Here is a 13,490-nt window from a genome sequence, read left to right on the forward strand (position 1 = left end):
TGCTTAGTGTTTCCGGTTGTAACTTATCCAAACCAGGCAGACTGGATGGTTCGATTAATCAAAGCCAACCAGTCCCTGTATTACCTTCCGTTTATTTTGATGCGCTCAAACACTCGAGGCAGCAAGGTTAATGCCATTGCTTTGATTAAAAGTCACCCTGCTGGCGCGCCACCAGCGTCAGAATGGAGTAAAGCGCCACGGCCTGCTGATGCTGGTTGAAGATCTCCACCGCCCATTCCACCACGCCAGTCGGTTTTTCCTCGGCAGTGCGCTGTTTCTTCAGCGTTTTACGTTTACAGGTCAGGCGCACCTGAATGGTATCGCCCGGCTTGACCGGCTCGATAAAGCGCAGGTTTTCCATGCCGTAGTTGGCAATGACCGGCCCAACCCCGGCATCGACAAACAGCCCCGCCGCGGCGGAAATCAGGAAATAACCGTGTACCACGCGCTCGCCAAAAATCGACTCCGCCGCGCCAATTTTGTCCATATGGGCATAGAAATGATCCCCGCTCAGGCAGGCAAAATTCACGATATCCGCTTCCGTCAGGGTACGACGCGGGGTCAGCAGGCTGTCGCCCGGCTGTAACTCTTCGAAGTATTTACGGAACGGATGAACGCGATCTTCCTGCACCTCCGCGCCACGGACCCACTGTTTGCCGATGGCGGCGAGCATGGACGGGCTGCCCTGAATTGCCGTGCGCTGGAGATAGTGCTTCACCGCACGCAGGCCGCCCAGCTCCTCGCCGCCGCCCGCACGTCCCGGGCCGCCGTGCACCAGCTGCGGTAGCGGTGAACCGTGGCCGGTGGATTCTTTCGAAGATTCCTGGTTGAGGATCTGAATGCGTCCGTGGGCGCGCGCGGCACCGGCAATAAATTGCCGCGCCACGTTTGAATCTGCCGTGACCAGCGTTCCCGCCAGGCTGCCGCCGCCCGCCCGCGCCAGCTGCATGGCGTGTTCACTGTTGCGGCAGGGCATCAGGGTGGCGACGGGGCCAAAGGCTTCGGTGGCGTGAACGGCCGGAGTTTCGTCCGGCTGCGGGCAGAACAGCAGGGTGGGCGGGAAGAATGCGCCAGCCGCCTGCATATCGGCTTTACCACCCAGACGGATCTGGCAGCCCGAGGCAAGCAGATGATCGACTTTTTCCTGCACGTCAGCACGTTGCTCACTGTTGACGAGAGCCCCCATCTTCACCCCTTCCTGGGCCGGATCGCCGACGACCACGTTCTCCAGCCGCGCGATCAGCGCCTGGCTGACGGCTTCAACCTGCGCTTCCGGCACGATGATGCGGCGGATGGCGGTACATTTTTGCCCGGCTTTGGCGGTCATCTCGCGCACTACTTCGCGAATAAACAGCGCAAACTCCGGCTGCTCCGGCGTCACGTCCTCACCCAGCACGCAGCAGTTAAGGGAATCTGCTTCCATGGTAAACGGAATGGAATGCGCGACGATATTCGGATGTACGCGCAGGCTCTGCCCGGTGCTGGCCGACCCGGTAAACGTCACCACGTCCTGGCTGTCGAGCTGGTTCAGCAGATCGCCCGCGCCACCACAGATCAGGCTGATGGCGCCGTCCGGCACCAGTCCGCTCTCGACGATCGCTTTCACCATTGCCTGAGTCACCTGCGCGGTGGCGGTGGCGGGCTTGATGATGGCGGGCATCCCGGCAAGCCAGGTGGGTGCGAGCTTTTCCAGCATCCCCCAGCACGGGAAGTTGAACGCGTTGATATGCACCGCCACGCCGGATTTCGACGTTAACACGTGACGTGCCGCAAAGCCGCCTTCCTTCGACAGCGGGATCAGCTCATCCTCCGGCCACAGGGTATCGTCCGGCAGCTCACGGCTGCCGAGGCTTGCGTAGGTGAAGAGGGTGCCGATACCGCCTTCAATATCCACCCAGCTGTCGGCCTTCGTCGCGCCGGTCTGGGCTGACAGGGCATAAAACCGATCCTTCTGGCTCAGCAGATGTTTGGCCACCGCCTTCAGCATGGCGGCGCGCTCGATAAAGCTCATTGCGCGGAGCGCTTCTCCGCCGTGTTCAATGGCGTAACGGCGCGCGGCCGCCATATCCAGACCTTCGCTGGTGACTTCAAATAGCGTTTCCCCGCTGATGGCGTGGGTGATGGTGCGCTCGCGGCCCCGGCCTGATTGCCAGGTGCCGGACAAGAAGCTGGCTAACTGCTGCATTTCTTCTCTCCAGGTGTTTCGTGATTTCACTATAAATAGTTTGATCGCGAATCATAAAAAGCAAGCTGAGTTTTAATGAATTGTTAACGTTGTGATCTCTATTGCTTAGCCTGACCACCCGAAAGCCTTGTATAATCGGCCTTTCATGAAAAGGCTTGCGAGCGTCGTCACAAAATAAACAAACGCTTCTTGGGGTTATATTTAACCTTTGTGTAACTTTTAAGAAACCAAATGATTCACCATTATGCTGTTTTTGGTGATTTAACGAATCACAAAGGTGGTTATGTGACGCAAGAACAACGCTTTGAGCAACGCATCGCACAGGAGACGGCCATCGAGCCGCAGGACTGGATGCCGGATGCCTATCGCAAGACGCTGATCCGCCAGATTGGACAGCACGCCCACTCTGAGATTGTCGGCATGCTGCCGGAAGGAAACTGGATCACCCGCGCGCCGACGCTGCGCCGGAAAGCCATTCTGCTGGCGAAGGTTCAGGACGAAGCCGGACACGGCCTGTACCTCTACAGCGCGGCGGAAACGCTGGGCTGCGCCCGGGAGGACATCTATCAAAAGATGCTCGACGGCAAGATGAAATACTCCTCCATCTTCAACTATCCGACCCTGAGCTGGGCCGATATCGGCGTCATTGGCTGGCTGGTGGACGGCGCGGCCATTGTGAACCAGGTGGCGCTGTGCCGTACGTCTTACGGCCCGTACGCCCGGGCGATGGTGAAAATCTGTAAAGAAGAGAGCTTCCACCAGCGTCAGGGTTTTGAGGCCTGTATGGCGCTGGCGCAGGGCAGCGAAGCACAGCGGCAGATGTTGCAGGACGCCATCAACCGTTTCTGGTGGCCCGCGCTGATGATGTTCGGACCCAACGACGACAACTCCCCAAACAGCGCCCGCAGTCTCGCCTGGAAGATCAAACGCTTTGGCAACGATGAGCTTCGCCAGCGCTTCGTGGACAACACGGTGCCTCAGGTGGAGATGCTTGGCATGACCGTGCCGGATCCCGACCTGCGTTTCGATGAAGAGAGCGGCCACTACCGCTTCGGCGAAATCGACTGGCACGAATTTGACGAGGTGATCAACGGGCGCGGGATATGCAACCACGAACGTCTGGCCGCAAAACGTAAAGCCTGGGACGACGGCGCATGGGTGCGTGAAGCCGCTCTTGCCCACGCGGAAAAACAACGCGCCCGCCTGGCCGCATAAGAGGAATCAACCATGAGCAATGTTTACTGGCCGTTATACGAAGTTTTTGTCCGTTCGAAGCAGGGGCTGTCGCACCGCCATGTGGGCAGCCTTCACGCTGCCGACGACCGCATGGCGCTGGAAAACGCGCGCGATGCCTATACCCGCCGCAGCGAAGGCTGCTCTATCTGGGTGGTGAAGGCGAGTGAAATCGTCGCTTCCCAGCCGGAAGAGAGTGGGGAGTTTTTCGATCCGGCGGAAAGCAAGGTCTACCGCCATCCGACGTTTTACACCATCCCTGATGGCATTGAGCATATGTGAGGTTGGGGATGAACAACGTATCTGCTTATGCCCTGCGTCTGGGTGACAACGGTCTGGTGCTCTCACAGCGTCTGGGCGCCTGGTGCGGCCATGCGCCGGAGCTGGAAATTGACCTGGCGCTCGCCAATATCGGCCTTGATCTGCTCGGGCAGGCGCGCAATTTCCTGACCTACGCCGCTGAACGGGAGGGTAAGGGTGATGAAGACACCCTGGCCTATGGCCGCGATGAGCGTCAGTTCCGCAATCTGCTGCTGGTGGAACAGCCAAACGGCAGCTTCGCCGACACCATTGCCCGTCAGTATCTGATGGATGCGTGGAACGTAGCGCTGTACGAACGGTTGATCCACAGCAGCGACAGTCAGCTTGCCGCCATCGCGGCAAAAGCCATTAAAGAGGCGCGCTATCACCTGCGTTTTAGCCGCGGCTGGCTGGTGCGGCTGGGGGACGGGACAGAAACCTCCTCACAGAAAATGCAGCAGGCGGTGGATAGCCTGTGGCGCTTTACGGCTGAATTGTTCGACGCCGACGACGTCGAGCTGGCGCTGGTTGACACCGACGTGGCGGTTGATCCGCGCGCCCTGCGGGAACCGTGGGAGCGCGAAGTGTTTGCCGGGCTGGCGGAAGCTACCCTCCGCGTGCCCGAGGAAGTGGCGTATCGCTCGGGCGGCAAGAAGGGGCTACATACTGAACACCTCGGACCGATGCTGGCTGAGATGCAGTATCTCCAGCGCGTTTACCCCGGCCAGCAGTGGTAAAGGAGAACGCTATGCAACGCCTCGTCGACATTGCGCCTGCCCAAATCCCGCAGATTTGGGCGCTGTTAAGCCAGATCCCCGACCCGGAAGTGCCGGTGCTGACCATCACCGACTTAGGCATGGTGCGCAGCGTGAAGGCGCAGGGGGAAGGCTGGGTTATAGGCTTCACGCCAACCTATTCGGGCTGTCCGGCAACGGAGCATCTGCTGGGGGCGATCCGCGAAACTCTGACCGGGAACGGCTTTTCCCCGGTACATATTGTGCTGCAACTGGAGCCCGCCTGGACCACCGACTGGATGACCGACGATGCCCGCAGGCGCCTGCGGGAATATGGCATCAGCCCGCCTGTCGGCCATAGCTGCCATGCCCACGTTCCCGCGGAGGTGAGCTGCCCGCGCTGTGCAAGCACCGATACCTCGCTCATCAGTGAATTTGGTTCCACGGCCTGCAAAGCGCTCTACCGCTGCAATACCTGCCGTGAGCCCTTCGACTATTTCAAATGTATTTGAGGCTGCCATGACAACGTTTCATTCATTAACAGTGGCAAAAGTGGAACCTGAAACCCGCGACGCGGTGACCATTACCTTCGCGGTGCCGCAGGCGTTACAGGAGGCGTACCGCTTCCGTCCCGGTCAGCATTTGACCCTGAAAGCCAGTCCTGGCGGGGATGAACTGCGCCGCTGCTACTCCATCTGCCGGAGCACCGCGTGCGGTGAGATCAGCGTGGCGGTCAAAGCCATCGAGGGCGGACGTTTTTCCCGCTATGCCCGGGACGAAATCAAACCGGGCATGGCACTGGAGGTGATGGTGCCCCAGGGGCATTTTGGCTACCAGCCGCAGGCCGAACGCGAAGGCCACTATCTGGCGATTGCCGCCGGGTCCGGGATCACCCCGATGCTGGCGATTATGTCCGCTACGCTGGCCACTGAAGCCCACAGCCACTTCACCCTGATTTACGGTAACCGCAGCAGCCAGAGCATGATGTTCCGCCGGGCGCTGGCGGACCTGAAAGATAAATACCCGCAGCGTTTGCAGCTGATCTCTATCTTCAGCCAGGAGACGCTCGACAGCGATCTGCTCCATGGCCGCATTGACGGGGAAAAGCTCCAGGCGCTGGCAAAAACGCTGGTGAATTTCCGCCAGTACGATGAAGCCTTCATCTGCGGCCCGTCGGCGATGATGGACGAGGCTGAGGCGGCGCTGAAAGCGCTGGGTATGCCGGAAAAAGCGATCCATCTTGAACGCTTTAACACGCCGGGAACCCCCGTTAAACGGACAGTCAGCGTGCAGGCCGACGGGCAGAAGGTCACCGTCCGTCAGGACGGGCGCGACAGGGAGATCACCCTGACGGCGGACGACGAGAGCATTCTTGACGCGGCCCTGCGTCAGGGGGCGGATCTGCCTTACGCCTGCAAGGGCGGCGTGTGCGCCACCTGCAAATGCAAAGTGCTTCGCGGGAAGGTGGACATGGCGACCAACTACAGCCTGGAGCCGGACGAGCTGGCCGCAGGCTATGTGCTGAGCTGTCAGGCGCTGCCGTTAACCGCTGACGTTATCGTCGATTTTGATGCGAAGGGGATGGCATGAGCGAACTGATTGTCACCCGTCATGGCCGCGTGTTGCAGCTGACGCTTAACCGTCCGGTGGCGCGCAACGCGCTCAACAATGCGCTGCTCACGCAAATCACGGAGCAGCTTGAAGCCGCCGCCGCGGATGCGGAGATCGCCGTCTGTGTGATTTACGGCAACGAACGCTGCTTTGCCGCCGGGGCCGATCTCAACGAAATGGCGGAGAAAGACCTGCCCGCCACACTGAACGATATCCGCCCGCAGCTGTGGGCGCGGATAAACGCCTTCACCAAACCGCTGATTGCCGCCGTGAACGGCTACGCGCTGGGGGCAGGCTGTGAGCTGGCGCTGCTCTGCGACGTGGTGATTGCCGGTGATAACGCCCGCTTTGGCCTGCCGGAAATCACCCTCGGGATCATGCCGGGCGCAGGCGGCACCCAGCGGCTAATCCGTAGCGTGGGCAAATCGCTGGCCAGCAAAATGGTGCTGACGGGCGAAAGCATCACGGCGGTTCAGGCGCACAGCGCCGGGCTGGTCAGTGACGTTTACCCGGCCTCGCTGACGCTGGAGTACGCCCTGAAGCAGGCGGGGCTGATGGCGCGCCACTCGCCGCTGGCGTTACAGGCGGCGAAGCAGGCGCTTCGCCAGTCGCAGGAAGTGCCGCTTCAGGCCGGGCTGGCGCAGGAGCGTCAGCTGTTTGCGCTACTCGCGGCCACCGACGATCGCCGGGAAGGCATCAACGCCTTTTTACAAAAACGCACCCCAGACTTTAAAGGACGCTAATTGTGGAATTTATTCTGAGCCATGTTGAGCAGGGCGTAATGACCATTACGCTGAACCGCCCGGAGCGCCTGAACAGCTTTAACGACGTCATGCACCAGCAGCTTTCCGAATGCCTGAAGCAGGCCGAGCGCGATGACGCTATCCGCTGCCTGCTGATCACCGGGGCAGGACGCGGTTTCTGCGCCGGGCAGGATCTCAACGACCGTAACGTGGACCCGAACGGCCCTGCGCCGGATCTGGGCATGTCCGTTGAGACTTTTTACAACCCGCTGGTGCGCCGCCTGGCAAAACTGCCGAAGCCGGTGATTTGCGCGGTTAACGGCGTGGCGGCGGGGGCAGGTGCCACGCTGGCCCTCGGCTGTGACATGGTGATTGCGGCCCGTTCAGCCAGCTTTGTGATGGCCTTCAGCAAGCTCGGGCTGGTACCGGACTGCGGCGGAACGTGGCTGCTGCCGCGCGTGACTGGACGCGCCCGCGCCATGGGGCTGGCATTGCTTGGCGACAAGCTCAGCGCCGAGCAGGCACAGGCCTGGGGAATGATCTGGCAGGTGGTGGACGACGAGCAGCTCTCCGCCACCGCACAGCAGATGGCGCTGCATTTTGCCTCGCAGCCGACCTATGGCCTGGGCTTGATCAAGCAGGCAATCAACGCCGCCGAAACCAACACCCTCGACGCCCAGCTTGATCTGGAGCGCGACTATCAACGTCTGGCCGGACGCAGCGACGACTACCGGGAAGGCGTCAGCGCGTTCCTGGCAAAACGCGCGCCGAACTTTACGGGGAAATAAGATGGTGAATATCCATACGGTCGCCGTCATTGGCAGCGGCACCATGGGCGCCGGGATTGCCGAAGTGGCAGCCACCCACGGTCATCCGGTTCTGGTGTACGACATTGACGCTGCGGCGATTTCCCGCGCCGTCGACGGCATTCGCCAGCGGCTGTCCTCTCGCGTTGCGCGCGGAAAACTCTCTGCCGACGCCGGGGAACAGATCCTCGCCCGCCTGACGCCGGTGACGAATATCAGTGCTCTGGCGAAAGCCGATCTGGTGATCGAGGCGGCCTCCGAGCGGCTTGAAGTGAAAAAGGCGCTGTTTACCCAGCTGGCAGAGGTTTGCCCGCCGCAGACGCTACTCGCCAGCAATACCTCGTCCATTTCCGTTACCGCGATTGCGGCGGAGATAAACCACCCTGAACGCGTCGCCGGGCTGCACTTCTTCAATCCTGCCCCGGTGATGAAGCTGGTGGAGGTGGTCAGCGGGCTGGCGACCTCACCCGAAGTGGCCGATGCGCTGTGCGAGCTGGCGCTGAGCTGGGGAAAGCAGCCGGTACGCTGCCAGTCCACGCCGGGGTTTATCGTCAACCGCGTAGCGCGTCCTTTCTACTCGGAAGCCTGGCGCGCGCTGGAAGAGCAGGTGGCAGCGCCCGAGGTGATCGACGCCGCCCTGCGAGACGGCGGGGGTTTCCCGATGGGGCCGCTTGAGCTGACGGACATGATTGGTCAGGACGTCAACTTTGCCGTGACCTGCTCCGTATTTAACGCCTTCTGGCAGGAGCGTCGTTTTTTGCCGTCGCTGGTGCAGCAGGAGCTGGTGCTGGCGGGGCGTCTGGGTAAGAAAAGCGGGCAGGGCGTTTACCGCTGGCAGGAGGACAAACCCGCCGTCAGCTGGCTCGCCCCGGTCAGCCACAGCTTCAGCCCGATGCGCGCACAGCGAAGAAGTGACGGTGTCACGGAAATTGACGATATGTTGCTGATCGAAACGCAGGGTGAAACCGCGCAGTCGCTGGCGCTGCGCCACGGCTGTCCGGTGGTGGTGGTCGACCGCATCGAGCGGGATGTGGCCGTTATAGCCGCCGCGCCCGGCAACCCGCACGCCGCCACGCAGAAAGCCATTTACTGGTTGCAGCACCAGGAGAAACGTGTGGTCCAGATTGCGGATTACCCCGGCCTGCTGATCTGGCGCACGGTGGCGATGATTGCCAACGAAGCGCTGGATGCCCTGCAAAAAGGGGTCGCCAGTGAGCAAGACATCGATACCGCCATGCGCTTAGGGGTCAACTATCCCTGCGGCCCCATCGCCTGGGGCGAGCGCCTTGGCTGGCAGCGTCTGTTAACGCTGCTGGAGAACCTGCAACGTCACTACGGCGAGGAACGTTATCGCCCCTGTTCACTGCTGCGCCAGCGTGCGCTTCTGGAGAGTAGTTATGAGTCATAACGCCTGGCATAACGCCCGCGCGATGTACGAACGGGACGCCTGCGCGCAGGCGATGGGGATGGACATTATCGAGATGGGCGAGGGCTACGCGGTGGTGACCATGACCATCACCCCGCAGATGCTTAACGGGCATAAAACCTGCCACGGCGGACAGCTATTCTCGCTGGCCGATACCGCCTTTGCCTACGCCTGCAACAGTCAGGGGCTGGCGGCGGTGGCCTCAGGCTGCGCCATCGATTTTCTGCGTCCGGGCTTTGCTGGCGATAAGCTGACCGCTACCGCGCGGGTGAAGCATCAGGGCAAACTGACCGGCGTCTACGACATCGAAATTCAGAATCAACAACATAAAACCGTCGCTCTTTTTCGCGGGAAATCCCACCGCACCGGCGGCAGTGTGACAGGAGAAGCCTGATGCGTAACGCATTTATTTGTGAGGGTGTGCGTACCCCGGTCGGTCGCTACGGTGGAGGATTATCCAGCCTGCGTGCCGATGACTTAGGGGCCGTTCCGCTGCGTGCGCTGCTGGCGCGTTACCCGCAGCTCGATCTGGAGCGCATAGATGACGTGATCTTCGGCTGCGCAAATCAGGCCGGAGAGGATAACCGCAACGTGGCGCGCATGTCGTCGCTGCTGGCCGGGCTGCCGCAGACCGTTTCCGGTACCACCATTAACCGCCTGTGCGGCTCCGGTCTGGATGCCCTTGGCTTTGCGGCGCGCGCCATTAAGGCCGGGGATGGCGATCTGCTGATCGCCGGTGGCGTCGAATCCATGTCCCGTGCGCCGTTCGTGATGGGTAAAGCCACCGCGGCGTTTCAGCGTCAGGCGGAGATCTTCGATACCACCATCGGCTGGCGATTTGTGAATCCGCTCATGCATCAGCAATACGGAACTGACAGCATGCCGGAAACGGCAGAGAATGTAGCGGAATTGTTAAATATAAGCCGTGCCGATCAGGACGCATTTGCCTTGCGCAGCCAGCAGCGCACCGCGCTGGCGCAGCAGAATGGCGTTCTGGCGCAGGAGATAATCCCGGTACAGGTAACGGGGAAAAAAGGCGCGGTAACGGAAGTGAGCGTAGACGAGCATCCGCGCGCCGAAACCACCCTTGAACAGCTTGCCGCGCTGAAAGCCCCGTTTCGCAAGAACGGTGTGGTGACGGCGGGGAACGCCTCTGGCGTCAACGACGGGGCGGCGGCGCTGATTATCGCCAGCGAGCCGATGGCGCTTGCCCAGGGGTTAACCCCGCGCACCCGCATTGTGGCCACGTCGACCGCGGGCGTCGAGCCGCGTCTGATGGGATTAGGCCCGGTTCCCGCCACCCGTAAGGTGCTGGAACGTGCCGGACTCAGTATCACCGATATGGACGTCATTGAGCTTAACGAAGCCTTCGCCGCACAGGCGCTGGGGGTGCTGCGTCAGCTGGGCTTGCCGGATGACGCGGAGCATGTCAACCCGAACGGCGGAGCGATCGCGCTAGGTCATCCGCTGGGAATGAGCGGTGCCAGACTGGCGCTGGCCGCGAGCAATGAATTGCACCGACGCGGCGGGCGCTACGCGCTGTGTACGATGTGCATCGGTGTGGGTCAGGGCATTGCCATGATCCTTGAGCGTGTTTGAGCGAACAATAATGTGAGTACCCTGCGATGATAAATACAACAAAGCTTGATCCGATCGAAACCGCGTCCATTGATGAATTGCAGGCGTTGCAGACCGCGCGCCTGAAGTGGACGCTGAACCACGCCTACAACAACGTTCCGATGTACAAACGCAAGTTTGATGCCGCGGGCGTTCACCCTGAGGATTTCAACGAGCTGGCGGACCTGCAAAAATTCCCGTGCACCACCAAGCAGGATCTGCGCGACAACTACCCGTTCGATACCTTTGCGGTGCCGATGGAGCAGGTGGTGCGTATCCACGCCTCGTCGGGCACCACCGGAAAGCCGACCGTGGTGGGGTATACCCAGAATGATATCGACAACTGGGCCAATATCGTCGCCCGTTCCCTGCGCGCAGCCGGGGGCAGCGCGAAGGATAAAATTCACGTCGCCTACGGTTACGGGCTCTTCACCGGCGGGCTGGGGGCGCACTACGGTGCAGAGCGTCTGGGGGCGACGGTGATCCCGATGTCCGGCGGCCAGACGGAGAAGCAGGCGCAGCTGATCCGCGATTTCCAGCCGGATATGATCATGGTGACGCCCTCTTACTGCCTGAACCTGATCGAAGAGCTGGAGCGTCAGATGGGCGGTGATGCCAGCGCCTGTTCCCTGCGCGTCGGCGTGTTTGGCGCCGAGCCGTGGACGCAGGCGATGCGCCGCGAGATCGAGAAACGGCTGGGCATTACCGCGCTGGATATCTATGGTCTCTCCGAGGTGATGGGGCCGGGCGTGGCGATGGAGTGTCTTGAAACCGCTGACGGCCCGACCATCTGGGAAGATCACTTCTACCCGGAGATCGTCAACCCGAATGACGGCACGCCGCTGGCCGACGGCGAGCAGGGCGAACTGCTGTTCACCACGCTGACCAAAGAGGCGCTGCCGGTGATCCGCTACCGCACCCGCGACCTGACGCGCCTGCTGCCGGGCACCGCACGCACCATGCGCCGGATGGATCGCATCAGCGGGCGCAGCGACGACATGCTCATCATTCGCGGCGTTAACGTCTTCCCGTCACAGCTGGAAGAGGAGATCGTCAAGTTCGAACATCTTTCGCCGCACTATCAGCTGGAGGTGAACCGCCGCGGGCATCTTGATTCACTTTCGGTGAAGGTCGAGCTGAAACAGAGTAGCTTAACGCTGACGCATGAACAGCGTTGTCAGGTCTGCCATCAGCTGCGTCATCGGATTAAATCGATGGTGGGGATTTCAACCGATGTGATGATCGTTAACTGCGGAAGCATACCGCGATCCGAGGGTAAAGCCTGCCGGGTGTTTGATTTGCGTAAAGTGGCAGCCAACGGTTGAATTTCCCTTACTCCAGCCCTCTACCAAAGGGCTGAGGGTTCCCCACAAATTAATGCGAGCACTGAGCAATCCCCTCGCCCCTCCGGGGAGAGGGTTAGGGTGAGGGGAACATACGGCGGTGGTGGTCATTCCGTTCACTTTATGTTCCTTGCTACTCTGTAACGATATGACCGGTGAACGTGCCAGGGTGGCTCAGTCGCCACCACCCTGGCGACCCGGGCTCCCGGCGGTAAATCGCCGCTTCGCGGTGCCCTCGGCTTATTCCTTCCGGCTTATCGGGTACGGGCGGAGGCAACGTCCCTGTAAAGCCGCCCTCTCGGCGCATCCCTGCGCCTCGCCCCGGCCTGCAGGAAACGCCTCAGCGATTTACAGCCGGACCAGGGCATCGCTGACAGCCATCAGTCATTTAGAAAGCAACTTTATTGCTTCTGCATAAAAAAATTACTGGGGATCCCTCAGCCCAAAGGGAGAGGGTGTATTAAGTTCCCTCTCCCTTTGGGAGAGGGTTAGGGTGAGGGGGAAACCCCAGATTCCTATGCTATGATTCATCCAGGAAAAAAATAACAACAGAATGAATCACATGAATAAACTTGATGCCTTTATCCAGCACGCAGTCAGCTCTGTTCCCGTCAGCGGAACGTCGCTTATCTCCTCGCTGTATGGCGACGCGCTTTCCCATCGCGGCGGAGAGATCTGGCTCGGCAGCCTGGCGGCCCTGCTGGAAGGGATGGGATTCGGGGAGCGCTTTGTGCGCACCGCGCTGTTTCGCCTCAACAAAGAGGGCTGGCTGGACGTGTCCCGCATTGGCCGCCGCAGCTTTTACCGTCTCAGCGACAAGGGGCTGCGTTTGACCCGACGCGCGGAAAATAAAATCTACCGTGCAGAATTGCCGGCGTGGGATGGTAAATGGCTGCTACTGCTTTCCGAGGGGCTGGATAAAACCACGCTCGCGGACGTGAAAAAACAGCTCATCTGGCAAGGGTTCGGCACGCTGGCGCCGAGCCTGATGGCCTCGCCGTCGCAGAACCTCGCGGACGTGCAGTCGCTGTTGCATGACGCGGGCGTGGCGGAAAACGTCATTTTCTTTGAAGCTCATTCGCCGCTGGCTTTGTCACGCGCGGCATTACGATCCCGCGTGGAAGAGTGCTGGCAGCTGACCGAACAAAACGCGATGTACGAAACGTTTATCAACTCGTTCCGTCCGCTGCTGCCGCTGCTGAAAGAGGCGTCGCCCGAGGATTTAACCCCGGAACGCTGCTTCCAGATCCAGCTGTTACTCATTCATTTTTATCGTCGCGTGGTGCTGAAAGATCCGCTGTTGCCGGAGGAGTTACTCCCGGCGCACTGGGCGGGACAGAGCGCGCGACAGCTGTGCATTAACATCTACCAGCGCGTGGCAGCGGGAGCCCTGGCGTTTGTCAGTGAGAAGGGGGAAACCTCCGTCGGCGAGCTGCCCGCGCCCGGCACGCTTTATCACCAGCGTTTTGGTGGTCTGAATATCACATAAGGA

General features: G+C 60.8%; 13 protein-coding genes. 12 read left to right on the plus strand and 1 reads right to left on the minus strand.

Annotated elements, in window-relative coordinates:
- Nucleotides 1-145: 145 nt before the first annotated feature.
- Nucleotides 146-2,185, minus strand: a complete 2,040-nt coding sequence (paaZ, locus tag IM282_RS07025) for a phenylacetic acid degradation bifunctional protein PaaZ (protein WP_192970267.1) — start codon at nt 2,183-2,185, stop codon at nt 146-148.
- A gap of 285 nt (nt 2,186-2,470) precedes the next feature.
- Here paaZ and paaA point away from each other — a divergent pair, with 285 nt between their 5' ends.
- The 12 genes from paaA to paaX all read left to right on the plus strand — a co-directional run bounded on the left by paaA (nt 2,471) and on the right by paaX (nt 13,487).
- Nucleotides 2,471-3,400, plus strand: a complete 930-nt coding sequence (gene paaA / locus IM282_RS07030) for a 1,2-phenylacetyl-CoA epoxidase subunit PaaA (protein ID WP_155018868.1) — start codon at nt 2,471-2,473, stop codon at nt 3,398-3,400.
- A gap of 12 nt (nt 3,401-3,412) precedes the next feature.
- Nucleotides 3,413-3,700 (plus strand): 1,2-phenylacetyl-CoA epoxidase subunit PaaB, encoded by a 288-nt coding sequence (gene paaB / locus IM282_RS07035; RefSeq protein WP_003857353.1) that lies wholly within the window; start codon nt 3,413-3,415, stop codon nt 3,698-3,700.
- A gap of 8 nt (nt 3,701-3,708) precedes the next feature.
- The gene (gene paaC / locus IM282_RS07040; RefSeq protein WP_192970268.1) at nt 3,709-4,455 is read left to right on the plus strand and encodes a 1,2-phenylacetyl-CoA epoxidase subunit PaaC; all 747 of its coding nucleotides are present in this window, start codon (nt 3,709-3,711) and stop codon (nt 4,453-4,455) included.
- An 11-nt stretch (nt 4,456-4,466) separates the two neighbouring features.
- Nucleotides 4,467-4,964, plus strand: coding sequence for a 1,2-phenylacetyl-CoA epoxidase subunit PaaD (gene paaD, locus IM282_RS07045; protein ID WP_003857347.1), 498 nt, complete (start codon nt 4,467-4,469; stop codon nt 4,962-4,964).
- Nucleotides 4,965-4,971: 7 nt separating this feature from the next.
- Complete coding sequence (gene paaE / locus IM282_RS07050; protein ID WP_022648022.1) at nt 4,972-6,042, plus strand: 1,2-phenylacetyl-CoA epoxidase subunit PaaE; 1,071 nt, start codon at nt 4,972-4,974, stop codon at nt 6,040-6,042.
- Nucleotides 6,039-6,806 (plus strand): 2,3-dehydroadipyl-CoA hydratase PaaF, encoded by a 768-nt coding sequence (gene paaF / locus IM282_RS07055; RefSeq protein WP_192970269.1) that lies wholly within the window; start codon nt 6,039-6,041, stop codon nt 6,804-6,806. The genes paaE and paaF overlap by 4 nt, the downstream gene beginning before the upstream one ends.
- Nucleotides 6,806-7,594: a 2-(1,2-epoxy-1,2-dihydrophenyl)acetyl-CoA isomerase PaaG gene (gene paaG / locus IM282_RS07060; protein ID WP_120773519.1), complete on the plus strand. Its 789-nt coding sequence runs from the start codon at nt 6,806-6,808 to the stop codon at nt 7,592-7,594. The genes paaF and paaG overlap by 1 nt, the downstream gene beginning before the upstream one ends.
- 1 nt (nt 7,595) lies before the next feature.
- Complete coding sequence (gene paaH, locus IM282_RS07065; protein ID WP_192970270.1) at nt 7,596-9,020, plus strand: 3-hydroxyacyl-CoA dehydrogenase PaaH; 1,425 nt, start codon at nt 7,596-7,598, stop codon at nt 9,018-9,020.
- Entirely contained in the window at nt 9,010-9,432 is a 423-nt protein-coding gene (gene paaI, locus IM282_RS07070; RefSeq protein WP_022648026.1) for a hydroxyphenylacetyl-CoA thioesterase PaaI, read from the plus strand. The genes paaH and paaI overlap by 11 nt, the downstream gene beginning before the upstream one ends.
- Nucleotides 9,432-10,637 (plus strand): 3-oxoadipyl-CoA thiolase, encoded by a 1,206-nt coding sequence (gene pcaF, locus IM282_RS07075; RefSeq protein WP_192970271.1) that lies wholly within the window; start codon nt 9,432-9,434, stop codon nt 10,635-10,637. Before paaI ends, pcaF begins: the two co-directional genes overlap by 1 nt.
- 26 nt (nt 10,638-10,663) lie before the next feature.
- Nucleotides 10,664-11,980 carry a phenylacetate--CoA ligase PaaK gene (paaK, locus tag IM282_RS07080; RefSeq protein WP_192970272.1) on the plus strand — a complete coding sequence of 439 codons (1,317 nt, stop codon included), beginning with the start codon at nt 10,664-10,666 and terminating at the stop codon, nt 11,978-11,980.
- A gap of 571 nt (nt 11,981-12,551) precedes the next feature.
- Nucleotides 12,552-13,487: a phenylacetic acid degradation operon negative regulatory protein PaaX gene (gene paaX, locus IM282_RS07085; RefSeq protein ID WP_032622213.1), complete on the plus strand. Its 936-nt coding sequence runs from the start codon at nt 12,552-12,554 to the stop codon at nt 13,485-13,487.
- The last annotated feature ends 3 nt before the right edge of the window (nt 13,488-13,490 follow it).

It is taken from the genome of Enterobacter cloacae complex sp. P29RS (assembly GCF_014893445.1).
Taxonomy (GTDB): Bacteria; Pseudomonadota; Gammaproteobacteria; order Enterobacterales; family Enterobacteriaceae; genus Enterobacter; species Enterobacter intestinihominis.

What these genes read in the sequence shown, in the direction of transcription:
- paaF (WP_192970269.1), top strand. Translation starts at nt 6,039, where the DNA reads ATGAGCGAACTGATTGTCACCCGTCATGGCCGCGTGTTGCAGCTGACG.
- paaZ (WP_192970267.1), bottom strand. Translation starts at nt 2,185, where the DNA reads ATGCAGCAGTTAGCCAGCTTCTTGTCCGGCACCTGGCAATCAGGCCGG.
- paaX (WP_032622213.1), top strand. Translation starts at nt 12,552, where the DNA reads ATGAATCACATGAATAAACTTGATGCCTTTATCCAGCACGCAGTCAGC.
- paaB (WP_003857353.1), top strand. Translation starts at nt 3,413, where the DNA reads ATGAGCAATGTTTACTGGCCGTTATACGAAGTTTTTGTCCGTTCGAAG.
- paaH (WP_192970270.1), top strand. Translation starts at nt 7,596, where the DNA reads ATGGTGAATATCCATACGGTCGCCGTCATTGGCAGCGGCACCATGGGC.
- paaK (WP_192970272.1), top strand. Translation starts at nt 10,664, where the DNA reads ATGATAAATACAACAAAGCTTGATCCGATCGAAACCGCGTCCATTGAT.
- pcaF (WP_192970271.1), top strand. Translation starts at nt 9,432, where the DNA reads ATGCGTAACGCATTTATTTGTGAGGGTGTGCGTACCCCGGTCGGTCGC.
- paaD (WP_003857347.1), top strand. Translation starts at nt 4,467, where the DNA reads ATGCAACGCCTCGTCGACATTGCGCCTGCCCAAATCCCGCAGATTTGG.
- paaE (WP_022648022.1), top strand. Translation starts at nt 4,972, where the DNA reads ATGACAACGTTTCATTCATTAACAGTGGCAAAAGTGGAACCTGAAACC.
- paaC (WP_192970268.1), top strand. Translation starts at nt 3,709, where the DNA reads ATGAACAACGTATCTGCTTATGCCCTGCGTCTGGGTGACAACGGTCTG.
- paaI (WP_022648026.1), top strand. Translation starts at nt 9,010, where the DNA reads ATGAGTCATAACGCCTGGCATAACGCCCGCGCGATGTACGAACGGGAC.